Annotated in this window: 22 protein-coding genes; 14 read left to right on the forward strand and 8 right to left on the reverse strand. The window is 64.1% G+C overall.

What is annotated here, in order from left to right; translation table 11 throughout:
• Window positions 1–6: 6 nt before the first annotated feature.
• On the reverse strand, window positions 7–1,545 hold the full coding sequence (locus QRN59_RS13750; protein ID WP_284983061.1) for a putative bifunctional diguanylate cyclase/phosphodiesterase: 1,539 nt from the start codon (window positions 1,543–1,545) through the stop codon (window positions 7–9).
• Window positions 1,546–1,584: 39 nt separating this feature from the next.
• A complete protein-coding gene (locus QRN59_RS24650; protein WP_502871055.1) occupies window positions 1,585–1,965 on the reverse strand; it encodes a DUF7793 family protein in 381 nt (126 codons plus the stop codon).
• 265 nt (window positions 1,966–2,230) lie between these two features.
• Here QRN59_RS24650 and QRN59_RS13760 point away from each other — a divergent pair, with 265 nt between their 5' ends.
• Complete coding sequence (locus QRN59_RS13760; protein ID WP_284983063.1) at window positions 2,231–3,046, forward strand: MBL fold metallo-hydrolase; 816 nt, start codon at window positions 2,231–2,233, stop codon at window positions 3,044–3,046.
• Here QRN59_RS13760 and QRN59_RS13765 read toward each other — a convergent pair.
• Genes QRN59_RS13765 through QRN59_RS13775 form a run of 3 tightly spaced genes read right to left on the reverse strand, consistent with a single transcriptional unit; the run spans window position 3,043 to window position 5,008 of the window.
• Window positions 3,043–3,627, reverse strand: a complete 585-nt coding sequence (locus tag QRN59_RS13765) for a cation efflux transmembrane domain-containing protein (protein WP_284983064.1) — start codon at window positions 3,625–3,627, stop codon at window positions 3,043–3,045. The genes QRN59_RS13760 and QRN59_RS13765 overlap by 4 nt on opposite strands.
• On the reverse strand, window positions 3,627–4,577 hold the full coding sequence (locus QRN59_RS13770) for a cation diffusion facilitator family transporter (RefSeq protein ID WP_284983065.1): 951 nt from the start codon (window positions 4,575–4,577) through the stop codon (window positions 3,627–3,629). The genes QRN59_RS13765 and QRN59_RS13770 overlap by 1 nt, the downstream gene beginning before the upstream one ends.
• Window positions 4,574–5,008: an ArsR/SmtB family transcription factor gene (locus QRN59_RS13775; protein WP_284983066.1), complete on the reverse strand. Its 435-nt coding sequence runs from the start codon at window positions 5,006–5,008 to the stop codon at window positions 4,574–4,576. The genes QRN59_RS13770 and QRN59_RS13775 overlap by 4 nt, the downstream gene beginning before the upstream one ends.
• Before the next feature lie 139 nt (window positions 5,009–5,147).
• Between QRN59_RS13775 and QRN59_RS13780 the strand changes: the two genes are divergently transcribed.
• Window positions 5,148–5,291: a hypothetical protein gene (locus tag QRN59_RS13780; protein ID WP_284983067.1), complete on the forward strand. Its 144-nt coding sequence runs from the start codon at window positions 5,148–5,150 to the stop codon at window positions 5,289–5,291.
• 88 nt (window positions 5,292–5,379) lie between these two features.
• Here QRN59_RS13780 and QRN59_RS13785 read toward each other — a convergent pair whose 3' ends face one another.
• On the reverse strand, window positions 5,380–6,933 hold the full coding sequence (locus tag QRN59_RS13785; protein ID WP_284983068.1) for a chitinase: 1,554 nt from the start codon (window positions 6,931–6,933) through the stop codon (window positions 5,380–5,382).
• Between the two features lie 218 nt (window positions 6,934–7,151).
• Between QRN59_RS13785 and QRN59_RS13790 the strand changes: the two genes are divergently transcribed.
• The 11 genes from QRN59_RS13790 to QRN59_RS13840 all read left to right on the forward strand — a co-directional run bounded on the left by QRN59_RS13790 (window position 7,152) and on the right by QRN59_RS13840 (window position 19,765).
• The gene (locus tag QRN59_RS13790; protein WP_284983069.1) at window positions 7,152–9,503 is read left to right on the forward strand and encodes a glycosyltransferase family 2 protein; all 2,352 of its coding nucleotides are present in this window, start codon (window positions 7,152–7,154) and stop codon (window positions 9,501–9,503) included.
• A gap of 208 nt (window positions 9,504–9,711) precedes the next feature.
• Window positions 9,712–10,062 (forward strand): ArsR/SmtB family transcription factor, encoded by a 351-nt coding sequence (locus tag QRN59_RS13795; protein WP_284983091.1) that lies wholly within the window; start codon window positions 9,712–9,714, stop codon window positions 10,060–10,062.
• Window positions 10,059–10,766 (forward strand): aquaporin, encoded by a 708-nt coding sequence (locus QRN59_RS13800; protein ID WP_284983070.1) that lies wholly within the window; start codon window positions 10,059–10,061, stop codon window positions 10,764–10,766. Before QRN59_RS13795 ends, QRN59_RS13800 begins: the two co-directional genes overlap by 4 nt.
• Entirely contained in the window at window positions 10,763–11,185 is a 423-nt protein-coding gene (locus tag QRN59_RS13805; RefSeq protein ID WP_284983071.1) for an arsenate reductase ArsC, read from the forward strand. Before QRN59_RS13800 ends, QRN59_RS13805 begins: the two co-directional genes overlap by 4 nt.
• A gap of 20 nt (window positions 11,186–11,205) precedes the next feature.
• The gene (locus QRN59_RS13810) at window positions 11,206–12,579 is read left to right on the forward strand and encodes an FAD-dependent oxidoreductase (RefSeq protein ID WP_284983072.1); all 1,374 of its coding nucleotides are present in this window, start codon (window positions 11,206–11,208) and stop codon (window positions 12,577–12,579) included.
• A gap of 38 nt (window positions 12,580–12,617) precedes the next feature.
• The gene (locus QRN59_RS13815) at window positions 12,618–13,040 is read left to right on the forward strand and encodes an arsenate-mycothiol transferase ArsC (protein ID WP_284983073.1); all 423 of its coding nucleotides are present in this window, start codon (window positions 12,618–12,620) and stop codon (window positions 13,038–13,040) included.
• A gap of 7 nt (window positions 13,041–13,047) precedes the next feature.
• Complete coding sequence (locus tag QRN59_RS13820) at window positions 13,048–13,593, forward strand: DinB family protein (RefSeq protein ID WP_284983074.1); 546 nt, start codon at window positions 13,048–13,050, stop codon at window positions 13,591–13,593.
• A 289-nt stretch (window positions 13,594–13,882) separates the two neighbouring features.
• Window positions 13,883–15,196 (forward strand): MinD/ParA family ATP-binding protein, encoded by a 1,314-nt coding sequence (locus QRN59_RS13825; protein ID WP_284983075.1) that lies wholly within the window; start codon window positions 13,883–13,885, stop codon window positions 15,194–15,196.
• A gap of 296 nt (window positions 15,197–15,492) precedes the next feature.
• Window positions 15,493–16,338 carry a glycoside hydrolase family 25 domain-containing protein gene (locus QRN59_RS13830; RefSeq protein WP_284983076.1) on the forward strand — a complete coding sequence of 282 codons (846 nt, stop codon included), beginning with the start codon at window positions 15,493–15,495 and terminating at the stop codon, window positions 16,336–16,338.
• Between the two features lie 727 nt (window positions 16,339–17,065).
• A complete protein-coding gene (locus QRN59_RS13835) occupies window positions 17,066–18,286 on the forward strand; it encodes an MFS transporter (RefSeq protein ID WP_284983092.1) in 1,221 nt (406 codons plus the stop codon).
• 156 nt (window positions 18,287–18,442) lie between these two features.
• Window positions 18,443–19,765 carry an acyltransferase family protein gene (locus tag QRN59_RS13840; protein ID WP_284983077.1) on the forward strand — a complete coding sequence of 441 codons (1,323 nt, stop codon included), beginning with the start codon at window positions 18,443–18,445 and terminating at the stop codon, window positions 19,763–19,765.
• 3 nt (window positions 19,766–19,768) lie between these two features.
• On the opposite strand, the gene QRN59_RS13845 is transcribed toward QRN59_RS13840, so the two are convergent.
• Entirely contained in the window at window positions 19,769–20,563 is a 795-nt protein-coding gene (locus tag QRN59_RS13845; RefSeq protein ID WP_284983078.1) for an alpha/beta fold hydrolase, read from the reverse strand.
• Between the two features lie 174 nt (window positions 20,564–20,737).
• On the opposite strand from QRN59_RS13845, the gene QRN59_RS13850 reads away from it, so the two are divergent.
• Complete coding sequence (locus tag QRN59_RS13850; RefSeq protein ID WP_284983079.1) at window positions 20,738–21,520, forward strand: hypothetical protein; 783 nt, start codon at window positions 20,738–20,740, stop codon at window positions 21,518–21,520.
• Between the two features lie 108 nt (window positions 21,521–21,628).
• On the opposite strand, the gene QRN59_RS13855 is transcribed toward QRN59_RS13850, so the two are convergent.
• Window positions 21,629–23,611 (reverse strand): S-layer homology domain-containing protein, encoded by a 1,983-nt coding sequence (locus QRN59_RS13855; protein WP_284983080.1) that lies wholly within the window; start codon window positions 23,609–23,611, stop codon window positions 21,629–21,631.
• Window positions 23,612–23,959 lie beyond the last annotated feature (348 nt).

Genomic DNA, 23,959 nt, shown 5'->3' on the forward strand with positions numbered 1-23,959 from the left:
CTAACTCTACAGATGCCGCGCGGGCTGGCGGAGTTGAGACGGTATTTCCGCGGCCGGTACCGGATACCCGAAAAAGTAGCCTTGCCCGTAGAGGCAGCCCATGGCCCGCAGCTGGGCCGCCTGCTCGGCGGTTTCGATCCCTTCCACGGTCGCGTTGAGCCCCGCAGCGAAAATCAGCTGGAGAATGGCCGAAACGAAGTTTTGCTGCCGGGGGTCCGACTCCATGTCCTTGATGAGGGATTGATCGACCTTCACTGTGTCTGCCGGAAGCGACCGAAGGTAGCTGATGGACGAATAGCCGGTACCGAAGTCGTCAATTTGCAGCCCCACGCCGAGCTCCCGGAGCCTGCTCAGGACTTGTTCCTGTCCGGTTCCCCGGGACATCAACACGGTCTCGGTGATTTCCAGGACCAGACGCCGCGGATCCACGCCATACGTGGCCAACGTGTCGCTGATGTCCTCCAGCAAGTCGGTTCGAAGCAGTTCGGCGGCAGAAAGATTGATGTGCAGGCAAAAGTCTGTCAGGTCCGGGTCGGTTTGGCTCCAGCGCGCCATTTGGGCGAGACCCTCATGCAGCACCCACCGTCCCAGCTCAAAGATCAAGCCGGTTTCTTCTGCGATGCCAATGAAGCTGCCCGGCATAATGGTTCCGCGGACGGGGTGATGCCATCGGAGGAGGGCTTCGATGCCGATGACGCGGCCGGAAGCCAATTCGACTACCGGCTGATACAGCAGCGCCAGTTCCCCTCCGGCAACGGCAGTGCGTAGTTCGGCGGTTATTCGCGACCGTTCCTGGACTGCGTCAAGCATCTCCGGGTGGAAGAGCTGGACATTGTTGCGGCCCCGTGCCTTTGCCTGGTACATCGCAATGTCCGCATCACGCATCAGCGCCTCCGCCCGGTACCCCGGCTTGCCGACGCAAACGCCGATGCTCGCCATCGCCCAAACCGTTTCTATCCCGATACACATGCTGTCCTGCAGATACTCCGATGCGCGGTGCGCAATTCGAATGATCTCCTCTTCCGTGGCCGCGGTAATGAGGATGGCAAACTCATCCCCGCCCAGGCGGGCCACAGTATCCTGTGGCCTGACGGCTGAGCGGAGACGTTTGGCAACCTCCACCAGCACGGCGTCACCGGCGCTATGGCCCAGGATGTCATTGACGGCCTTGAATGAGTCCAGATCCAGGAGCAACACGGCCGGGGCTCTTCCGCCGTCCGTGCAGGACAGGATCGCTTCCTGGATCCGCTCGGTAAGCAGCGTCCTGTTTGCAAGTCCGGTGAGGGCATCTGTCTTGGCCATCTGTTCGAGCTCAACCTGTGTCCGCCGCAGCATCGCCGTGCGTGCGGCCACGCGCTGTTCGAGCTCCGAATGAATGTGGCCCAGTTCTTCTGCGAGCAGGTTGACTCCCGTGATGACAGCATCAATGTCATCCCGGTGCTCTGAGGGTTTAATGCGTGCGTCCAGATCGCCGGCAGCCAATCGGACAACGCCGTCAACCAACTGCTGCAGGCGCGGGTCCTCAACGCTTTCCGTCGAGGTCACGTAATCCCTGCGGTCAGAAGCAGGAAGCACATCCGCGGCTCACGCACCCGAATTAAGCCAGTCCAGGGCCTCGCTGCGCGATGTAAAAAACCGGGTCGGGCAGGGCGGGATGTGCACTCCGAGGAAGAAGTTCGCCAGGACCCGGTCTACAGGCGACGTACCCAACAAAGCGATGCGCGAAGCGCCGCAGGGAATAGACCATATACCCCTGGCCTCTCGGCTGACGGAAGCGACTGTGGCCATGTCTACAAGCATTGGATGCTGCTCCTGCTGGCACAGCTCGTTGACTTTCGCCATGGCCGCCCGGGCATCCTCAACTTCAATGTCGACCCCGGGACTCCAACGCAGATGGAGAAGTCCGTCGACGCCTAAAGCGACACTGGCCTTTCCACCGTCCGCAGTATCCGGCACCACGATCACGTCCTCCCCCGAGTAGGCCGCCGTACCTTTCGGCAACTCCCCGAAAAGTACTCCGCGTTCCCAACTTCTCTTGCCTAGTTAACAAGTAGCAATCGCCAACCCCGACAGCGTAGCTTTCACGAGCACCGGTCCTCAAGCCCCTCGTATGCATTGCATTTCGAACGGCCCGGGCCTCCACTGCGCCTTTCGTCCCGATCCTCCCAGCTCGTCGTGGGTAGAATCGAGGCCTGAACACTGCCGGAACGCATCTGAAGACGGAGAAACAATGTCAGCATGGCTCGAAGTCGGCCCTAACAACTACGTGTTGGAGACCGAAGGGTGCCTGCTCAACACGGGCCTCGTTGTAGGCACGGAACGAGCCATGGTGATCGACACCGGTTGCGGCCCCCGCCAAGGCCGGCAGATCCTGGCCGCCGTCCGCGAAAAGACCCAGCTGCCGCTCGTCGTCGTGAACACCCACGCCCACTACGACCACTACTTCGGCAACGCCGTTTTTGCCGACGACGGCGTCACCGAGTTTTGGGGGCACGTCAACTGTGCGGCGACAATCGACGACGACGGCGACCACCAGCGCCGCTTCGTCTCCGCCACCGAACCTGAGATGGCCGCGGGCCGGGGCGACGCCGTCGAACTCGTCATTCCCAACGCGATCGTCAAGGACCAGCCCGTCCTGGTTGATCTCGGCGGCCTCACCGCCACCCTGTTCTACCTGGGCCGCGGCCACACCGACGGCGACCTCCTGGTAGGCACGCCCAGCACCCTATTCGCGGGTGACCTCGTGGAACAAGGCGCGCACCCCTCGTTCGAGGACTCCTACCCGGAAGATTGGGCAGACGTCCTGCGGCACATCTCCGCCCTGCGGCACCGCTACGAGTTCCTCATCCCCGGCCACGGCAAGCCCTGCAGCGACCAATTCGTGAAGACCATGGCCGACACCATGTCCACAGCGGTACGGCAAGCAAGGCAGTCAATCCGGGACACGCCGTCGGACGCTACCAAAGCGATCCCGGTGCTTCCCTACGGACCCGAGCAATCACGCTGGTTCATCAAGCGGCTCCAGGAGACGCAAGCGCACCACTAAGCGGTGTGTTTGAGGGCGTGGCGGGCCTCCACTGCCGCGTAGTAGATGATGACGGCGCCGGCCAGCGGATCGGCCCACCACCAGCCGAACAGGGCGTTAAGTGCGAGCCCTAGCAATACCGCGCCGGCCAGGTAGGCGTCCACCAAGGTCACTTTTCCTTCTGCGCGGAGCACCGGATTGCCCAAGCGGTGCCCGGTGCGGATCTTGCCCCACGCCAGGGCGAGCATGACCACGAAGGTCAGGGCCGTCCAGGCGATGCCCGGACCTGAGGTTGCAGGGCGGACGCCGGTGGCAAACACAACGGCCACCTGGATGAGCAGGTAGGCGCCGAGAACGGCGAAGGCCGTCCCAATCAGGCGCATCGCCGGGGCTTCGCGCTCCTTGTGGGAGCCTTTGAGCTGCCACACCACCACGATCGAAGCAAAGATCTCGATCAGGGAATCCAAGCCGAAACCGGCAAGGGCCGGGGAACCAGCCTGAATGGCGGCGACCGCCAGGACGCCGAGGCCCACCACGTTCCAACCCAGGGTCGCGTATTCAAGCCGCAACCCGCGACGCAACAGAGTCACGGTAGTGGTCATCAGTGGGTTCCGGTTTCGTGGACGGCGTGGCCAGCGGGTTCGAGCTGGAAGGTGGAGTGCTCGACGTCGAAATGCCCGGTCAGGCAGCTTTGCAGCTGGTCAAGGATGAGCGGGGCATGTCCGTCGTGGAAGCAGCTCTCGTCCAGGACGACGTGCGCGGAGAGGGCCGGAAGGTCCGAGGTGACTGTCCAGACGTGCAGGTCGTGGACGTCGCGCACGTGCCCGGTTTCGAGGAGGTGTTCCCTGACCTGGTCCAGGTCGACACCTTCCGGCGCGCCTTCCAGGAGGATCCTCCCGGAGTCCCGCAGCAGCCCCCACGCGGCGTGCAGCATCAGGGCCACCACGATGAGCGAAGCAATCGCGTCCGCACGGGTAAAACCGGTGGTCAGGACGATGAACCCGGCGACCGCCGTCGCAATGAATCCGTAGAGGTCGGTCAGGATGTGCTGGAAGGATCCCTCGACGTTCAGGCTGGACCGGTTGGCCTTGGCCAGCACCCACACCGCAACGAGGTTCACGATGACCCCGAGGATCGCGACGACCAGGACAGGGCCGCCGTCGACCGGTGGCGGATCAAGGAGGCGATGGATGGCCTCCACAGCCACGAGGGCGCTGATGACCAGCAAGGTGATTCCGTTGGCGGCGGCGGAGAGGATTTCCGCGCGCTTGAATCCGAACGTCCAGATTCCCCTCGCCGGACGGGCCGCGAGGCTGATCGCCCACAGCGACGCGGCGATCGCCCCGGCGTCGGTGAGCATGTGCCCGGCATCCGAGAGCAGGGCCAGCGAGCCGGAAACGACGGCGACAATCACCTCGACGATCATGAAGCCGACAATCAGCGCCAACGCGACAACCAGATAGCGCCGGTCCGCGTTCGCTGCTATTGCGTGGCTGTGGGCGTGGTGTTTGGCTGGGTTGCTTGCCGTGTCGTGGTCATGGTGGGTGCTCATTGGCCCTTGTCTTTCTTTGCCGCAGCGGTGCTGGCCGGACCCGTGCGCTCGGGGTGGACGGCGACGGTATGTCCGGTGTGGGTCAAGCCCAGGTCCAGCAGCATCCGCACGTGCGCATCATCCAGACGGTAGTAAGCCATCCGGCCGCGCCTCGAGACGGTAACCACCCGGTGGGCCCGCAGCAGCCGCAACGCATGGCTGACCGCACTCTCGCTCATCGCCGTCGTCGCTGCGAGGTCGCACACGCACAGTTCCCCGCCTTCCAGAAGCGACGTCAACAGCCTCAAACGCCCCGGATCGCCCAGCAGCGAGAACACATCCGCCAGCTCGGCAATGTCATGATCCGAGGGCAGGGCCGCCCGGACGAGTTCGACCTTGTGGGGGTCGACAAGTTTCACGCCGCATTCATCGACGGCTTCTCGGGCAGCCACGGGACCTCCAACATCTGAACAAGTATTCAGATGTCAGTATAGGGGACACGGTTCTCTGCCAGGGGTTGCCAGCTGGGAACTTCCTAGCAGTTATCCTCCTTGTTGCCTGAGCGAAACAATCGCGGCGTACGCTTCCCACATGGGGAACAAGATGATTGGGCTCTCGGCCCGTGAATCCAAGCGGGAAATTCTGAAGCAGCGCCTTCAGGTGCTTGCATACGTGGGGTTGGGGATCCTCGCTGTGGCGACTGTCGTCGTCGTCGTCATCGCGCTGCGACGCTAGGACTCACGCTCGTTCCTCCACCTAGCGCGAACAGGCAGCAGATGCCCTCTGGAAACGATTTTGCGGGCATCTGCTGCCAGTTCGCGCTTCAGGAGGCCGGCGCGGTCTGGATTTGGGCCGGGGTCAATCTTGCCCAAGGGGAGTCCGGGGCGCCTTGGACTGCGGCTTCCGGGCTATCTCCCTGGGTCCACCACTTGGCTTCGAACGCGGACCCTTCGAAAAGGATGCGATCGCCCTTGTGGTAGATGGTCTCCGGCGCCCATCCCGGGAAGGTTCCCGCAGGCACGGTTGCTTTGGGGCTTGGCCGATCTCCGGGGAGCACCGGACCCACGAGTTTCCACGGGGTGGCACCGCCCTGCAAGACCGGGTTATCCGGGACGTCAGCGCGGGTCCACCATTTTGCCTCGTAGACGCTGCCGTGCCAGACCACCCTGTCGGCCGCGGTGTAGGCGGCGTTGGTATTCCAGACCGGATAGGGGCTCGTCGCCGGGTCATCGATGGTGGCCGTGGCACTGCTTGAGGCAGTCCCTGTAGGCGATGGAACTACAGTCGGGGTAGGCAACGCCACGTCATTGGCAAGGGTGGCGGAGAACAGCTGGGAACCCTGGACCACCCCGCTGCAGCTGTCCGAGACCTTGCTCAAGTCTGGGTAGTTGGGGCTGCACGTCCTATCCCTGTTCATGGACCACATCGACAGTCTGCCGAGGCCTTTGTCTTTGGCGAAGCTGTTCATGGTGGAGGCGTCATTGAGGGTGAAAATTTCACCGGCGATATCGTTCTGGCCGACCATGACGGTCAGGCCAAGCTTGCGCCAGAGGGTTTCGCTGCCAAACTCAGTTCCGGCATTGCGGTAGAGGGCGTCAAGCTGACCGTGGGCGGCATCCGCAGCTGATTCTGCGGCCCGGGACATGCTCCAGCTTGCAGGCTTGCTGGCGCCGAAATCCATCGTCATGATGTTCACGCCCTCGAGTTCCACCCCGCCGGCGAGAGTATGCGCCACGATGCCCTGGCCTTGGCTCGTGAGGCCATTCGGGTCAGCCGCAAGAGTCAACCAGACGGTAAGGGGCTTGCCGCTGGCTGTGCGTTCCTTCTGAAGGGCGGCAATGGCTTGCGAGCGTCGGTCGGCAGCGGCCGTGTCCGTCAGCGCATTGCTTTCGATATCAAGATCAATGGCGGTGAGATCGTAGCGATCCACAACCTGCCGGTAGGCGTCAGTCAGGGCCTTCGTGTCTTTGCAGGAAACCGCGAGTTCGTTGTTGTTCAGCCCGCCGAAGGAAACCGCTGTGGCCCCTCCAAGCTGGCGGAGCCGGGCGATCCTCCGGTCCAGGTCGAGATCGGTAGCTGCCTGGTCAGGGCTGTACACCGCACCCCAGGACGGGGCGCAGTCCTGCTTCGGATCGGCGACGACAAAGGACAGCACCACGGCTTTCGCGCTGGGCACGGCTGGATCTTCGAACGCGAAGCGCGGCGTCGCCGTCACGTCCACATAGCCGGAGAACACCGAAGGCATGGATGCCGCGGCACTGACGTCCTGGACGTTGCGGAGGCCGAGGTAGCCCGCCGTGACCGCCGCGACCACGATGACGCAAAGGATTCCCAAACGCAGGATGGACAGCCGGCGGCCGGGAAAGCGCTTTGACACAGAGATACCCCTAGAACTTTGTGAATAGGACTTCACGGATGTCTGGGAAAGATCTCACTCCCCGGGAAGCGTCGCATCTTGCGTAGCATTTCCATGAGTTCTGTCGGAACTCCGCGTTGTTCGCCTATCATAGGGGCGCACTGGAGTGCGGTCCGTTACATTACGCCCGCATTGTGCCGCGCGCCCGCTGGGGGTGCACGGACAGCGAATGGGGATTCATGTCGGATCAGATCGTGCTGCTTCGCCCCGATGAACAGGGAACGGCGCTCGGGCAGTCTTCAAAAGCCCGAAAGCGTCAGTGGGGCGCGGAAAAACGCTCTGAACCGCTCTCGATAGTCCATCCTGCACCATCGCGGCGGAAAATAGTCCTCGGCCGCATCGGCGTCCTCACCACCGTGCTCGCCTGGATCGGCTATGTGGTCACGACGGTGCTCAAGCAGCTGGTGGACAACCCCGGCGCTGGATTCCGCTTCGGCGCCGAAAGCCTGTCCTATCTGGTGGTGGTGTCGTTCCTGACGTTCTCGGCCTTGATGTACCTCACCGCCCGGCAAGGCGCCCTGACTCGCTTTCGGGCCCACCGTCGGGTTCCCCGCGGGGAACTGGACCGGCACTTCTTCGACTACTCCCAGGGCATCACCGTGCTGATTCCTTCCTACGCGGAAGAGCCGGAAGTTGTCCGTGGCACCATGTGGTCCGCGGTCCTGCAGGAATTCCCGGACCTCAGCGTTGTGCTCCTTCTCGATGATCCGCCCTTCCCTGAAGACCCCGACGTGCTCCGACGCCTGGAAGCCACCCGCGCGCTCGCAGGTCAGATCACGGAAACCCTCAAAGAACCCGCTGCCAGGGTCAACGCCGCCTACGGGAGGTACCGCCGTCGTCGTGATCAGGGACCCGAACTGGACGCGGGCACCGAAGTGGAGCGGCTGATCGCCGAATACGAATACGCTGCGGAGTGGCTCGAAGCAATGGCGGAGACCGAGTCCGTCGAGGACCACGTGGATGAGTTCTTCGTGGACCTGGTCCTCATGGGCCTGGCCCGGGAACTACGACTGGTGATTCTGGCCCTTACGGCCGCCAGCGCGCAGCAGGCCTCGCCCGGCCCGGAACGCATCGCTGAGCTGTACGCACGGCTTACCTGGATCTTCAACGCCCGGGTGTCCACGTTCGAGCGAAAGCGGTTCGCCAGCCTCTCCCACGAGGCCAACAAGGCCATGAACCTGAACGCCTACCTCTCGCTCATGGGCGGGACCTGGCACCCGGAACAGACAGCGGACGGCACCGTCTTGCGGCCCGCAGGGGATACTGGACCCGCCGGGGTGGCCGACGGCGACGCGCTGTCGATCCCGGATACCACCTACGTCCTGACCCTGGACGCTGACTCGCTGCTGCTGCGCGATTACTGCCTCCGCCTGGTCCATCTCCTCGAATCCCCGGGCAATGAGCAGGTAGCCGTCACCCAGACCCCGTATTCCTCCTTCCGAGGCGCCCCGACCCGGATCGAACGCATCGCCGGTGCCACCACGGACATCCAGCACATCCAGCACCAGGGGATGACCCAATACGGCGCCACGTTCTGGGTGGGAGCGAACGCCGTGATCCGCAAACGCGCTTTGGAAGACATCGTTGAGATCTCCACGGTGGGCGGTTTCGAGGTCAGAACCTACATCCAGGACCGCACCGTCATCGAAGACACCGAGTCCAGCGTGGACCTCGGCAAGCACGGCTGGACCTTGGTCAACTACCCGGAGAGGCTCAGCTACAGTGCCACGCCGCCCGACTTCGGATCGCTCGTGGTCCAGAGACGTCGCTGGGCCAACGGCGGCCTGCTGATCCTGCCCAAACTTTGGGAACAGATCCGCAACCGCCGAGGCCAGGCCCGGCCAGTCCTCTTCCGCGAAATCCTGCTCCGGGTCAACTACATGGCCTCCATCACCTGGGCCAGCTTCGGGCTGCTGTTCCTCCTCGCGTACCCCTACGACAGCCGTCTCCTCAGCCCCTTGGTCTTCCTTGCCGTCCTGCCCTACTTCCTGGCCATGGGCAGCGACCTGCGGGACTGCGGCCACCGGTTCAGCGACATCTTCCGGATCTATGGTTTCAACCTCGTTCTCTTGCCGGTCAATCTGGCCGGCGTCCTGAAGTCTCTCCATCAGGCGCTGACGGGAGACAAGATTCCGTTCGTCCGCACCCCGAAGGTCAAGGACCGCACCGCGGCCCCGGCCCTCTTCGTCCTCGCTCCGTACCTGATCGTCGCGTTCTCCTTGTTGACCGTCTGGCGCAACTGGGAACTGGGAAACTGGGGCAACGCCGCATTCGCCGCCTTCAACGCCGTCATGGCCGCGGGCGCGATCAGGGCCTACATCGGACTGGCCAATTCCGGAGTGGACATGTACCTGGGCGTGTTGAACTGGCTGTATGTCGCGCCCAAAAAACCGAAAGCGCTACCGCCGGCCATCATTCCCAAAACCCCCGAGCAGGTCGATTGGGAGTCGTTGCTCTATCACGGGGACCGCCGCCTGAACCGCGACCTCCGCGGCAAGGACGACCGCCGGAAACGGGCCGGATCGGCGTAGGGCTACGCTGTCCTTGGACGCTGGCGTTCCGGCACCGCAAGGGCATCGGAAAGTGCCACGATGAATCCACTGGCAGCCGGCCGCTGCCCTTCCATGGCGTCATCTTCAAAGGAATGGCCAACCGCATCACTGCCGCGGCGGCGTCGATGGCGGACGACGATCCGGCCTTGCCTTAAACATCGACAAGTGTAAATATTTACCTGTGTCTATGTCCTTGGAGTTAACGCCTGTCCAGACGGTGGCGTGTTGTTCGCCGCTGTCCAGGGAGCCCTTGACGGAATCCGAAGCCGAAGGAATCGTTCCGCTGCTGAAAGCGCTGGGCGATCCGGTGCGGCTGCGGCTGATGTCGCTGGTGGCGTCCCACGAGGGCGGCGAAGCTTGCGTATGCGACCTGAACGACGCCTTTGAGCTGTCACAGCCGACCATCAGCCACCACCTGAAGGTCCTGCACGAAGCGGGTCTCCTGGAACGCGAGAAGCGCGGCGTCTGGGTCTACTACCGCGCCCGGACCGATGCCCTGTCCGGCCTGGCGGCCTTGATCGGGGGACAGGCCCAGTGAGCGTGCTGTCACGGCGGGCCGTGGCGGAGTTCGCCGGCACCGCCTTCCTGGTCATGGCCGTGGTGGGGTCCGGCGTCATGGCCTCGCGCCTGTCCCCGAACGACGTCGGACTGCAACTCCTGCAGAACAGCATCGCCACTGGCGCCGCGCTCGTGGCGTTGATCCTGGCCCTGCAGCCGGTCTCGGCATCCTTCAATCCTGTGGTCACTTTGGTCGAGCGCGCCCTGGGGATCCTGGACACGCCCACGGCGGTGGCACTGGTCGCCGCCCAGTTCGTTGGAGGCCTGGCCGGGAGCGTGCTCGCCAACCTGATGTTCGGCCTCGACGCAGTGACGCTCTCCACGCATGAACGTGCCGGGGCAGGGCTGTGGCTCGGCGAAGTCGTCGCCACCGTCGGGCTGATCCTGGTCATCTTCGGCACCGTTCGCTCCGGTCGACCGGACAAGGTTGCCTTTGCCGTCGGCGGGTACATCACGGCCGCCTACTGGTTCACCAGCTCCACGAGCTTCGCGAACCCTGCTGTGACCGTGGCCCGGACCATTACCGACACGTTTTCCGGGATCGCCCCGGCCTCCGCCCCGGCGTTCATTCTCGCCCAGTTGCTCGGCGGCGGCCTCGGGTTCTTCCTGATCCGCGCCCTATACCCAAGTGTTGCCTCGTTGCCCGCACCCTTCCCGGCGCCCGATCGAAAGGTCCTCTCATGAGCACTGAAACCGTCAAGAAACCCTCCGTTCTCTTCGTCTGTGTCCACAACGCAGGCCGTTCCCAGATGGCTGCCGCCTTCCTCACGACTCTTGGCGAGGGCCGGATCGAGGTCCGCTCCGCGGGTTCGCAGCCCGCAGACAAAGTCAACCCGGCCGCCGTCGAAGCGATGGCCGAACTTGGCATCGACATGTCCGCCGAAATCCCCAAGATCCTCACCACCGAAGCCGTGAAGGAATCCGACGTCGTCATCACCATGGGCTGCGGGGACGAATGCCCGTACTTCCCGGGCAAGCGCTACGAGGATTGGGTCCTCGAAGACCCGGCCGGCCAGGGCCTGGACGCCGTCCGCCCCATCCGCGACGAGATCAAGAGCCGCATCGAGGGCCTGATCGAGTCCCTCACCCCGGCCGCCGAGTAGCGCAGCACGAGGAGGACAGCATGGATTCACAGAGGGCCCTTCCCATTGCCGTGATTGGCGCCGGACCCATCGGCCTGGCCGCCGCCGCGCACCTGCTTGAACGCGGCCTGGAACCGGTGATCTTCGAAGCAGGCCCGACGGCGGGCGCCGCGATCGAACAATGGCGGCACATCCGCTTGTTCTCGCCTTGGCGGTTCAACCTCGACGCCGCCGCCGTCCGCCTGCTCGGTCAAACCGGCTGGGAACCTCCGCGCCTGACCGCACTGCCCTATGGCGGGGAACTCATCGACGATTACCTTGCACCCTTGGCCGCACTTCCGGCAATCGGTTCCCGCCTTAAGACCGGTGCCCGCGTCGTCGCGGTAACCCGTGCCGGGCTGGACAAAACCCACGCCCGGGACCGCGACACAACCCCGTTCACCGTAAGGGTCGAGCACAACGGCGGGGAGGTCCGGGATCACACCGTGGCAGCCGTGATCGATGCCTCGGGGACCTGGTCCGCCCGGAACCCGCTTGGCACATCGGGCCTGCCGGCCATCGGCGAGAACACGGCCGTTGACTGGATCTCCTCGCCCCTGCCCGACGTTTTGGGCCGGGAACGGGAGTCGTTTGCCGGCCGCCGCGTCTTGGTGGTCGGAGCCGGGCACTCTGCGGCGAACACCCTGATCAACCTCGCGGAGCTTGCCAAGGACGAACCCGGAACCCGGATCGTGTGGGCTGTCCGGGGCGGGTCCGCGGAGAAGGCCTATGGCGGCGGGGACGCCGACGGCCTGCCCGCCCGCGGCCAGCTTGGCGGAAAGCTGCGCCGCCTCGTGGAGGCCGGAAAGATCGAATTGCACACCGGATTCGGCATCGCGGCCCTGAAATCCCTGGACACGCACGTGGGCGTCGAAGCCGTCGACGGGCGCACCCTTGAGGCCGACGTTGTCGTACCCTGCATCGGTTTCCGTCCGGACCTGGAGATCCTGCGCGAGCTCCGCCTCAACCTGGACCCTGCCGTTGAAGCACCCGTCGAATTGGGCCCGCTGATCGACCCGGAATTCCATTCCTGCGGCACCGTCCCCCCGCACGGGGCTCGTGTTCTGGCGCACCCGGAGAAGGACTTCTACATTGTCGGCATGAAGTCCTACGGACGGGCGCCGACCTTCCTGCTGGCCACCGGCTACGAGCAGGTCCGCTCCGTTGCCGCCGCCCTCGCCGGGGACCAGGCAGCGGCCGACATCGTCCAGCTCGAACTGCCGGAAACAGGTGTCTGCTCCACTAACGGCACCAGCTGCGACGCGCCCGCCACGGGCACCACCGCATCCGAGGAATCCGGCTGCTGCGCGGCCCCCGAACCGGTTCTCGTCGGTTTCCCCACCGGACTTTCCCACGGACGCTCCGGCGGACTCTGATGCAAGAATCGGCGATCTCTGATGCAAGAATCACAGGCATGACCGAGACCACCCACACCCCCAGCGTCCTATTCGTCTGCAGCAAGAACGGCGGAAAGTCCCAGCTCGCCGCCGGACTCATGCGGGACCTCGCCGGAGACACCGTCAGCGTGCATTCCGCGGGCACCAAGCCCGGCGAGGAACTGAACCCCGAATCCGTCGAGTCCTTGAATGAACTCGGCATCGACATCACCGGCGAGCACCCCAAAATCGTCACGGACGAGGTGCTCAACGCGGCCGACGTCGTGGTTGTCCTTGGCACCGAAGCCAAACTTGAACCCCGCAGCGCGGCCCGCTTCGAGTTCTGGGAAACGGACGAACCTTCCACTCGCGGCATCGAAGGCATGGAACGTATGCGCCTGGTCCGCGACGACATCAATACCCGGATCCAAAAGCTCTACGCCGAACTCCTCGAGAACTAGGAACCCGATGGATCTAGCCCGGGAAGGATGCCTCGCCGGATACAGCCGGGCCCTTCAGGAGTTGAACAGCTGGCTGGAGAACGCGACCACCTCGGAACTGCGGCGCAAGAGCAACGGAACCCGCTGGACCAACGAGGAACTGCTTTTCCACATGGTCTTCGGATACATGATCGTCCGTTCCCTCTTGCCTTTGGTCCGCATCATGAGCCGTCTGCCCCGGTCCTGGAGCCGAGGCTTCGCCGCCGGTTTGAACGCGGTCACCGGCCCGTTCGATGTCGTGAACTATTGGGGTTCCCGGGCGGCCGCCATGGTCTATGACCGGCACCGGATGGGCCGGAAGTTGGAAAAGACAATCACGGCCCTGGCGCACCGCCTCGAACGCGAAACCGCGGTTTCCTTGGCCAGATCGATGCCTTTCCCGACTCGGTGGGATCCTTTCTTCAGGGCCGATATGACCCTCGCGGACGTCTACGGCTATGCCACACTGCATTTCGACTTCCACGCCAAGCAGTTGAGCCTCCGGCCACCGGATTCCCCACCCGGGCCATCCTGATGTCCGCGGCGCAGGGCACATACTGCTGGATCATCGCCGAGGTACCGGAGGGAGACCCGCGTGTTTCCTGGGAATGGGCCGTGGGCGACTCCCGATGATCCAGCAGAATGTCGATTCGCCCCCTCTGGCGCTGACGCGAGGGCCCAAACGAAGGCCGCAAACCGCCGTCCAAACTGCCAGGCACGGCCCACATGTCAGGTTTGAGGCCGTCGCCACTTAGACTTGCTGGTTGAAGCAATCTAAACGAGAGCCGCGGCGCACAACGCTGCGAGTCTTAGGGGACAAGACCATGCCGGATTCTTTGGACAACGAAGCCAGCGCCGCTGCATCGAACGAAGGACAGCCCGACCTTCGTCGACGCCGCGATCGCCGTCGCGCCGAGGGTGACCCCTGGACAGGAACTATGCCGATCATTACGCCAAACGATTCCGACGCGCCCGCATCCACTCCTGCCCCGCTCCAAAGCAGATCCTGGGCTGAAGCGGCAGCCGCCGCCGACGCGTCCGCCGGGACGGTAACGGACCGCTCGGAAACAGACAGCGAAGACTCGAACAGCGGTGACGCGAGCCTTGAGGAACCACGCCGTGAGATCCCGACGGCGGCAGCACCGGCGTCGGGCGCTGTTCCCCCAGGTGCCGCACGAGCCGGACGCGCCGCAGCCGCCAACGCTCCGATTTCGGACTTCATCTCCTCACCGGGTTCCTTCGTGAGGGAACAAAAACCGCGTCCCATCGGTGGCTTCCGCGGCATGCTCTACAAGCTGAGCGGCGGCGCCTGGAACCTCGGGCCCAGCGCCAAGCAGCGCGAAGAGGACGAGCTGGCGCGACGCATTTCCCGCCAGCTCCAAGGCAGCTACAACACGGCCGTCTTGAGCCTCAAGGGCGGGATCGGCAAGACCTCCACCACGGTCGGCGTGGGCCTCACGCTGGCGGAATTCCGTGGCGACCCGCCCTGCGCCATCGACGCCAACCCCGATTCCGGCGACCTCGTGGAGCGCGCCCTGGGCGAGGGCATCTACCAGAAGGCTACGCCGCGCACCATCACGGACCTGCTCAAGAACGTCGACAATGTCGATTCGCTCACGGCACTCGCCCGGTACATGCACCATGCCGGCCGACTGCACCTGATCGCCGGCGAACAGGACCCGGAAGTTTCGGATTCATTGACAGCCGAGGAATACCTGCGGATCCGCCAACTGATCTCGGGCTACTATTCCGTTGCGCTGACCGACTGCGGAACCGGCGTCACGCACAACGCGATGAGCGGCATCCTTCAATCGGCCGACAACCTCATCATCGCCGCCGGCTACGCCGTGAGCGGGGCCAAGCGGGCCCGCAGCACCCTTCAGTGGCTTGCGAGCCACGGCTACGAGGAACTCGCCCGCAACGCGATCGTGGTCATCACGGACAAGGACGAGGTGTCGTCCCGCGTGGACAAGGATGCCATCGAGGAACACCTCTCCGGGATCTGCCGCCAGTTGATCGCCGTGCCGCACGACAGGGGAGTGGCCGACGGTGACCTGGTCACCCTTGATGTCCTGCGCCCCGATACCCGTCGTGCGTACAAAGAGATCGCGGCCGCGATCGTGGACGGGTACGTATAGCGCCTCCGCTTTTGGGTGGGGCTACTTAGTTATTGCCTAGGGTGACGCTGTCGACACTCTATTTACTACTTGGTTTTGCCTAGGTGAGAGCGGGTTTTTACTCGACTACTACGCGGATTGCAAATTGTCGCTTCCGCCGGGATTTCCCTAGAGTTGCACCTGGACGTCATTCGCTTTGCGGGGCGTCCTCGCCATGACCGGGAGCTGGGCCCGGGCATGGTGCACCAAATTCCGTGCCTTCATGACACCCCGCTGCGCCCGTTTCTGAACCCGAGGCCAGCACCCAGGAGCCTCCTTTGATTCCCAAAAAACTTGCCTTGATGTTCGCTGCCGTGCTTCTCTTCGGACTGACGGGTGCCACTGGCGCTCGCCCCTCCGCCAACACAGCGCCCGACGCCGCCCCCGCACCAATCGCGAACGCCGCACCGGCCGCTGAAGTCGCCCCGCTCGTTACCCCGGATCCAGCACCGGCCGCCGTTCCGCAGCCTGCCGCCGCACCCGCGCCCGCCGTCGTCGTGCCCCAAGCTGCCGCCGTACCCCAAGGCGGCTCCGTTAAGGTGCTCGACACCACCGCGGCCATCACCGACCCCAACTGGTTCCGCCAGGCCTATGCCGAGGGTTTTCGTCTCTACGTCATGCACTCCACCGTCTGGGGCACGTGCACCCCGTGGCAACAGACCCAGGCCCAATTGAAGATGGCGCTCGACGCCGGCCTCAAGATCGCGGTCTACACGCGTGATGCTTCGTGCTGGGAGAACGGGATCAAAGCCGCTGGCCCGTACATGTCACAACTGCAGTTCTTCGCCCTGGACATCGAACCCGGTGGATCCCTGGTAACGCGGGCGATGGTGGATGGCGTGCGGAGCCTTGGCGTCCGGCCCGTGATCTACAGCGGCAGCGGCATGTGGCCCGGCTTGATGGGCAACAGCACCGCATTCTCGGATGTCCCCCTCTGGGATACCGACACGAGCAGCCTCAACTATTCCAGCTGGACCGCGGACTACCTGGCGCCGGCACCTGTGCAGTACGGCGGCTGGAATACGGCCGGCACCATGCGCGTGGGGATCCAGCAGAAGTTCGAACATACCCTGAACGGCATCAACGTTGACTTGAACTCGTTCAACGCGAGCTTCCTGAAGTAGGCGCTGCGCTAAATTCCTGACCTAGAGGGTATTCCGGGGTCGCAGGGACAACATGGTGTCGGCGAGTACGGGACGCATCGCATGCGCCAAGGAGTGTACGTTGACGGCGCCGCATGGGCCGCAATGAAACCGTGGGAACAATACCGTGTCCGGGTCAGCGCCTGCGGCCGAAACCTCTAGCGCACGGACCATATTCGCCAGCCGCTCGGCAGCATCTGTGTGGGGGATCCCCACCATAGGCGTGCGTCATCAGGTGCAGGCCCTGACTCTCCAGAACGACGGCGGCCGCTCGCGGGCCGGGATATCCCGCCACTATGCGGACCCCGCTAGCGTCAAGGTGTATCGCTGCGAGGGACTGCTGGTGACTGACAGGGTGCGCACGGTGCTGGACCTGGCCGCCTTCACCCCGTTCGTTGAATCCATCGTTCCTTTGGATCACGTGCTCAAGACCGACCGGAAACGGGGATTGCCCGCCGTCACGAAAGAGACGCTTCTGGCCGGAGCGGACGGAATTTACACGGCAGCGGCCATCCGGAGAATCCAAGCGGCGGTGGATTTCGCAGATCCCCTTTCCGGATCTGCGGGGGAATCCTACAGCCGCGCCTTGATGCATGTCGCAGGATTCGAGGCCCCGGTTCGCCGCGCTGAATGCCTGACGCGGCCGGAATTCCCCGTGCGACAAGTATTTGGCGCGTCGCAAAGGAGGCAGCGTCCTAGGATGAAAGGGATGACCACCACCAGCACCCTTCAGCCCTTCAATCTCCGCAGCATTGCCTTGCCCGCCTTTGGGCCCGCCCTGCTGTTCTGTATCGGCGAAGGAGCGGTGCTTCCGGTGGTGGCATTGTCTGCCCGCGACCTCGGTGCTTCCGTGGCCGTTTCCGCGCTGGTGGTCACCCTGATCGGGCTGGGGTCGTGGTTCTTCAACCTGCCCGCTTCGCTCATCACCATCAAGTTCGGCGAACGATGGGCCATCGTCGCCGCAGGTGCCGCCGGAGCATTGGCCTTGTTGGCCGCCGGATTCGCGCCGCTCCTTGCCCACAACGGCATCTGGCTGCTCGCCGCGGCGATGACCGTCGTCGGGATGTCCACAAGCGTCTTCAACCTCGCGCGCCAGAAGTACCTCACGGAAGCCGTCCCGGTCATCTACCGGGCACGCGCCCTCTCGACGCTGGGCGGCGTCACCCGGATCGGCGTCTTCATCGGCCCGTTCGTCGGCGCGGCCGTCATGCAGTTCGCCGGGATCAGCGGCGCGTATTGGGTTGGCGTGGCGGGCATGGCGGCCGCCGCGGTCCTGTCCCTCACCATCCCGGACCTTGTGTTGCCGGACGACGTCGACGGTGGACGCAAGGGTCCCGAGCCCACCCTCCGTGGCGTCGCGGTTTCCCACGCCGGCGTGTTCTTGACCATCGGCACCGGGATCCTGCTGCTCAGCGCGCTGCGGGCCTCGCGCCAAGTGGTCATCCCTTTGTGGGCGGACCATCTGGGATTGGATGCCACGCACGCGTCACTGATCTACGGTCTGTCCGGCGCGATCGACATGCTGGTGTTCTACCCAGCCGGCAAGCTCATGGACCGCAAGGGGCGCATGTGGGTCGCAGTGCCGTCCACCCTCATCATGGGTACGGCGTTGTTCCTGATGCCGTCGTCCGTGGATTTTGTGGGGCTGCTGCTGGCCTCGCTCCTGATCGGCTTCGGCAACGGCATCAGCTCAGGACTCATCATGACGCTCGGCGCCGACTTTTCCCCGAATAAGGGTCGTGGGCAATTCCTCGGCTTGTGGAGGTTCATTTCCGACGCCGGTGCCACAGGAGGGCCCGTGTTACTCTCGGCCCTCACTGCCGCCATATCGCTCGCAGCAGGCGTCTGGGCCACGGGTTTCCTTGGCGTGGCCGCGGCGGCGGTCTTCGCCGTCGCACTCCCGAAACTCAAGCACCGCAGGAACTATTGATCCCCACCGGTGCGGGCCCAACCGCCGGCTCACCGGTGTGGGCCCAACTGACTCGCATTAGATGTCGTTTTGGGCCCTGAAAACGACGTTAACTGCGAGCTAGTTGGGTATGCAGCTCCCAGACTCCGGTCAGGTGCCTCCGGTATGGTGAATTGGATGTTCTCAGTCATCTCGCCTCCGCATCGTGCCCCCACTGCGAATCCGACCCCTGGGAAACCCGACACGGACAGCGTCCCGCCGCTCGGTTCCGGAGCGGAGAATCGCCTGCCGAAGAGCGAACCAAAGCAGTCCCGGCCTGATCTCGCGACGCTCACCGCACTGCGTTTTGTTGCCGCGCTGTGGGTGGTGTTCTTTCATCTTCAAGCCATGCAGCACACCTTCCTCGCCCCCGTCTATGAGCTGTTCCGTCCCGTCATTGCCAACGGCGACCTGGGCGTGGACGTGTTCTTTGTGCTCAGCGGCTTCATCATCACGTACACCTACCTGGACCGCTTGGGCCCACGGTTCCGCTGGAGGGCTGCAGCGGACTTTGTCTGGGCCCGGTTTGCCCGGATGTGGCCCGCGTTCGCGCTGGTGGTGGGCGTGGTAGGCCTGTGGTTCGTGTACGGGACCGCGCAGGAAACCGTGCGGGAGTGGTCCCTCCAGACCCAGGCTCCGGACCTGTCGCCGTGGGGTCTGGCCAAGCAGTTGCTAATGATGCATCTCTGGTTCCAACCCGGCACCGACGGCGCGAGCTGGTTCGGTCCGGGCTGGACCGTCAGCGCCGAGTGGCTGGCCTATTTGGCGTTTCCGCTGCTGGCGCTGGTCCTGTTCCGGTTGCGTCGGATGCATCCGCTGGCGGCGCTGGCCGCCTCTGTGCTTACCCTCCTTCCGACAGCCATCTGGGGGCCGGACTTGCCGATCCCCACGGACGGGCACCAGCCTTACGAATGGCTGCTGCGGATCGCCTGCTGCTTCATTGCCGGCGCTTTCGCTTGCATCGCCGCACGGAATGCAGACCGCATGAAGTTCAACCCTGCCCTGGCCGGTCCCGGCGCCCTGCTGACCGGAACCGCCGTCGTCATCTTCCTGGCCACGGCCGGAAAACCCGGCCCGGGACGGCTGGCAGTGCTTGCCTTCCCGCTGCTCATTGGCCTTCTTAGCCTGACCCGCGGCTGGCTCCGCTCGGCGTTGTCCGCGGGGTGGCTACAGTACGGCGGGCGCAGCTCCTACAGCCTGTACTTGGTCCACATGTTCTTCATCTACCTCTTCTACTGGCTCATCAGGGACTGGCCGAATGGTGCCGGACCGCTGGTGGAGAACCTGCTCGCGACGGCGTGCCTGCTCGGGATTGCCCTGGCCACACACCTGCTGTTCAAGTACGTCGAGGAACCGGCCCGGCTCCGCCTGCGCGCACTGGTGCCGAGGGTTGGTGCCGCAAGGGTGGCTAGGGCGACTGCCGCCGTCGGGCACTCAAGCCGTGGCGGCGGCCGCCCGTGAACCTTATCCGAGGGAACTGAGGAACGCAGTCGCGTCCGCTGCCACCTGGTCCGGACACTCCCACAAGACCAGGTGCCCTACCCCGGGATAAACCTTCAACACGGCGCCTGGTATTCGAGCCGCCAAGGCCTCCTGGTGCCTTCGAGGCAGCACGGAGTCATGTGCGCCCCACAGGATCAGGGTGGGCGCGAGGATGGTTCCGGACTCCGTGGGCGGAGTTGCCGTACGCAAGCCATCGAGGATCCGCTTCCACGCATGCGCGGGCATCCTGACCCCGTCGCGTACCCGGTCCTCGATGAACCAAACAGGAATCGCATGCAGCAGTGGGAACCAAGCCAAGGAACTCCGCACCCAGTCCTCGTCGACGGGATCCTCGAGAGTGGCGACTTCGTCGGCGAAAGCAGTCCGACCGCGAAGGCTCAGCGGAGAGCCCACCAGCACGAGCGCCGCGACACGATCCGGATACCTGATGGCTAACTGCTGGGCCACGTAGCCGCCGCTGGAGGAACCGAGGACGAACGCCGTCTGGACATCGAGCGCATCCAGGATGGCGGCGGCGTCATCGGCCTGTTCTGCCAGCGAATATCCGAGCTCCGGTTTCTCCGCGTCGCCCTGGCCGCGGAGGTCGGGCGCGTAAACCCTGAAGTCCGTCAGCAAAGGTACAACGCGGTCAAAGCTGCGACGGGATTCACCCCAAGCGTGCAAAAGCAACAGCGGCTTCGCGTCGGCGTCGCCGTGGACGAGGCACGGAACCCGTATGCCCGTGGTGAGCCTGAGATCCAGGACTTCGGCGCCCATAGCATCAGGGTACGCCTCGCCGCGCGGCACTTAGGTGACTGCCGCCGTCGGGCATTCACGCCGAAAGCTAAAGTTGAGTCGCCCGGCGATCCTGAGACGGAATCGTTGACACCTGGGAAGCATCGGCGTTCGATGATCGCAGGGGAGCTGCCTTGGCGGGAAGGACCGGGGTTCATGCGGGTAGTCCGGAATGCGAAACCTGTATCCATCGTGGCAGGCAGCGCCCTATTGGTTGAGGGCTGTGCCGGGATGTGGCTGGCCGCCACAGCGCCGGCTGGACCGGAGAACGGCAGGATTGTTCTGTTTTCCTTCTTCTATGCCGTCGTTGCCCTGATCTGGGGTGTCGTCATGCTGTCCTGGCGCCTCTGGTCCAAGCCGATGGTCCTGGTGCGGGCGCAGGTGGCCGATGCCTTTCCCCTGGTCTTGCCCATTGCTGTGTTCGTGTCCGGGTTTCTTTCCGTGCCCGAGATCGCAGATCCCTTCCGTCCATACCTGTGGATGGGCTGCCTGCTGTTGGGGTCGGTGGCCATTTCAGTAGCGACTCCGGAGAATGCGACGCTCTCGGAGGTTCCTCCGCTACGCCCGGGACACTTCCTCGATTGGCTCAGATGGCAGAATTTCGGTGCCGGCTCGCTGTGGGTTTCGATTTTCTTTACCGCATCGTTCTTTTTAGATTCACGCCAATCTGGTGTCTTCACGCCATTGATCATCGTGCTTGCACTCGCTCAAGCGACCGTGAGCGTTTGGCGCATCATCGAGCACCGACAATTTTCCAAGGTCGGGGTGCGCCTTTCCGGCCTGCAGATCAATTGGCTGCGCGTCATCCACGTCAGCCGCGGACACGAGGCGGCCGTCAAGGAGCTCCGCACGATGTACCCCAAAATCGGTCCTGCGCTCGCCGACACCACCATCGAAAACCTTTATCGAGCGGACGCGCCAAGCGGGCCGAGCCTCTAGATCCGACCACCTTTGGCCGTGTAGCAGTCCGGGATCCCCGAAAATACGGGGATCCCGGACTGGAAGTGGTTCAAAAGTGGTCGAATGTTGAGCCAGGTTCTTCTAAGGTCAGACCCTGGGGAACTTGGTGTTGAGACGGAACAGGAACGCAGCGGTCGCGTCGCGGTGTACGGGTTGAAGGGGCTGGTATATCGCTCCTCCCGGTACCGCCCAGCCGGTCGTGATGCCGTTGGCGGCGAGCCAGCTGATCTCCTTATAGAACGGGTAGGTCGAGGGCACGTCGAGGAACGTCACGGTCGGGGTAACCGCTGGACTTCCGCTCAAGCGGTAGAGGAACGCGGCCATCGCATCCCGGTTCACCGAATCCAGCGGGTGGAAGCTTCTCGTGTTGTTCGGCCCAGGGTACCCGGTGGTGATGCCGGTGGAAGCCAGCCAGGTGATTTCCTTGTAGAACTGGTCCGTGGTGGGAACGTCCGTGAACGGGGAGGCAGCGGGTGCGGTAAACGCTGGGCTGCCCTTGTACCGGTAGATGAACGCAGCCATCGCTTCCCGGCTTATCGACTGCAGCGGCTCAAACAAGGTGGTGCCGTTGGGCTGCGGGAACCCGGTAGTGATTCCGTTGGCGGCGAGCCACGTGATCTCGTTGTAGAACGGATAGCTTGGCGGGATGTCGGCGAACGAGGTGCCGTTGTCGTACATCTCGTAGTCGTCGGTGGTGATGGTGCCGTTGGCTTGGATGTTCAGGCCCCAACTGATGCCTGACGCGCCAGCCGGCAGGGGAGGCGTGGTCCAGGTAATTTGGGTCCAGTTCGCCGCGGGGAGGACCAAGGGGCTTGCGGTCCAGTACGTCCAAAACCCGTTACCGACGCGGTAATAGAGTTCGAACTGGGTGTCCGCGGTGGATTTATACCAGGCTTTCAGCTGATAAGTGTGTCCAGGTGTGCCGGTCGGTGAGCAGCCGCCCAGGTCCAGGGCGGGCAGGAGTTTCGCGTCTCCGGACACCCAGCCTGTCAGGGTGAGCTGTTCAGCGTTCGTGCCGGTGTGGCCTGGCGTGACGATGGAGAAAGCGGGGGTGTTGGTGCCATACCCGCCGGCGGCCCAGCACTGCGGGATCGTGTTGACCAGGGTTTCCAGGCTGGCGTTTTGGATCAAATTCGTTCCCAGCGGTGGCGGTGGAGGTACGGCAGGGCCCTGGACAGCTGGCTGCTGGGTGCCGCCGACGACCTGGTCCACGGTCTGCACGGCGACGGTACCGGCCGCCTTTTGCTGTGCCAGCCACGTGGCGAACTGGGTGAACAGGGTCGGGGTGATGGTCAGCGTCGGGTCCGTGCCGACGGCGATGTGGTGGAACGTCAGTTGGACCCACCCGCCGGTGGTTGTCTGGGCGTGGGTCACCTGGTTCTCCAGATTCGCCAGGGTCCACGTGCTGTCCACCTCATCCGGTGCCGCCGTGTCATAGGCGTTGACCGGCGGGATGGTGTCTGCTGCGGGAAGCGTCGCAGAGGCCGGGTCCTTGCTGGCAGCGTCGCCCAGGCCACGGGCACTGTTGAACCCGCACCCCTTCACCAGGGCCTCGGTGGCCGGGTTTTCGGAAGCGAAGGGATAGGCGAAACTCGTGACTTTGAAGCCCATGTTCATCAGCGCCACCCGCCCGTCGCAGATCTGCCGCGACGACTCAGCGGGGATCAGGGACACAAGATCCGGGTGGGTCACGGTGTGGCCGCCGATCTCATTGCCGTCGGCGGCGATTTGCTGGAGGTTGGCTGTGGTCAGGTAGGTGGGCTGGTCGATCCACCCGGTGGTGATGAAGAACGTGCCGACCAGGCCCAGGCCCTTCATCGTGGCTTCTGCCGTCAACTGGTCCGCGTTGCCGTCATCGAATGTCAGCGACACCACTGTGTTCGGGGCAGCATGCGCCGGTGCGGCGAGCCCCACCCCGGCCAGCAGGCCGGCAACCATCAGCGCCGTGCTGCCGAAGGCGGTCCAGCGTTTGCGAAAGTGCTTACCGAGCCCTATCCCGTTCGCATTGGGCCGTGTGCGGCCCTCGCGTGGCGATTCCGTCGCCCCTCGCTGCTCATTCGTGGTACTCATGGTCAACTCCTCCCCAGGCTAGGTAACGCACTAGCAGCCGGGTGATCCCTCGTTGGTGGGCCAAGAAGGTGCCGCTCGAAAGGGGAGTCCGATCTGGGTTTCCAGCGGTGGTACTCGGTGCCGGTTTTTTATTCACACTCGTGTAAATGCGAGGCTACGACCCCAAGCAGCTATTGAAACGAGTGGCCAATACTTGTTTTCCCACGCTTCTTTAGGTGGAGCTTCTGATGTGTCTAGGTAGCTTCCCCATCGTCCCCTCGGAACGGTGTCTGGGCCTCGCCCAGGGGTAGTCGCGCAAGCACCCCGCGTGTACAGTCGGTTTCGCCAGCCCTTCCGGGTCAGGCGCGC

It is taken from the genome of Arthrobacter sp. efr-133-TYG-118, assembly GCF_030209755.1.
Lineage (GTDB): Bacteria > Actinomycetota > Actinomycetes > Actinomycetales > Micrococcaceae > Arthrobacter.

Coding starts and splice junctions, on each gene's coding strand:
- QRN59_RS13790 (WP_284983069.1), top strand. CDS start 7,152: ATGTCGGATCAGATCGTGCTGCTTCGCCCCGATGAACAGGGAACGGCG.
- QRN59_RS13855 (WP_284983080.1), bottom strand. CDS start 23,611: ATGAGTACCACGAATGAGCAGCGAGGGGCGACGGAATCGCCACGCGAG.
- QRN59_RS13835 (WP_284983092.1), top strand. CDS start 17,066: ATGACCACCACCAGCACCCTTCAGCCCTTCAATCTCCGCAGCATTGCC.
- QRN59_RS13815 (WP_284983073.1), top strand. CDS start 12,618: ATGACCGAGACCACCCACACCCCCAGCGTCCTATTCGTCTGCAGCAAG.
- QRN59_RS13770 (WP_284983065.1), bottom strand. CDS start 4,577: ATGAGCACCCACCATGACCACGACACGGCAAGCAACCCAGCCAAACAC.
- QRN59_RS13780 (WP_284983067.1), top strand. CDS start 5,148: ATGGGGAACAAGATGATTGGGCTCTCGGCCCGTGAATCCAAGCGGGAA.
- QRN59_RS13850 (WP_284983079.1), top strand. CDS start 20,738: ATGCGGGTAGTCCGGAATGCGAAACCTGTATCCATCGTGGCAGGCAGC.
- QRN59_RS13840 (WP_284983077.1), top strand. CDS start 18,443: ATGTTCTCAGTCATCTCGCCTCCGCATCGTGCCCCCACTGCGAATCCG.
- QRN59_RS13825 (WP_284983075.1), top strand. CDS start 13,883: ATGCCGGATTCTTTGGACAACGAAGCCAGCGCCGCTGCATCGAACGAA.
- QRN59_RS13795 (WP_284983091.1), top strand. CDS start 9,712: ATGTCCTTGGAGTTAACGCCTGTCCAGACGGTGGCGTGTTGTTCGCCG.
- QRN59_RS13810 (WP_284983072.1), top strand. CDS start 11,206: ATGGATTCACAGAGGGCCCTTCCCATTGCCGTGATTGGCGCCGGACCC.
- QRN59_RS13765 (WP_284983064.1), bottom strand. CDS start 3,627: ATGACCACTACCGTGACTCTGTTGCGTCGCGGGTTGCGGCTTGAATAC.
- QRN59_RS13760 (WP_284983063.1), top strand. CDS start 2,231: ATGTCAGCATGGCTCGAAGTCGGCCCTAACAACTACGTGTTGGAGACC.
- QRN59_RS13820 (WP_284983074.1), top strand. CDS start 13,048: ATGGATCTAGCCCGGGAAGGATGCCTCGCCGGATACAGCCGGGCCCTT.
- QRN59_RS13845 (WP_284983078.1), bottom strand. CDS start 20,563: ATGGGCGCCGAAGTCCTGGATCTCAGGCTCACCACGGGCATACGGGTT.
- QRN59_RS13805 (WP_284983071.1), top strand. CDS start 10,763: ATGAGCACTGAAACCGTCAAGAAACCCTCCGTTCTCTTCGTCTGTGTC.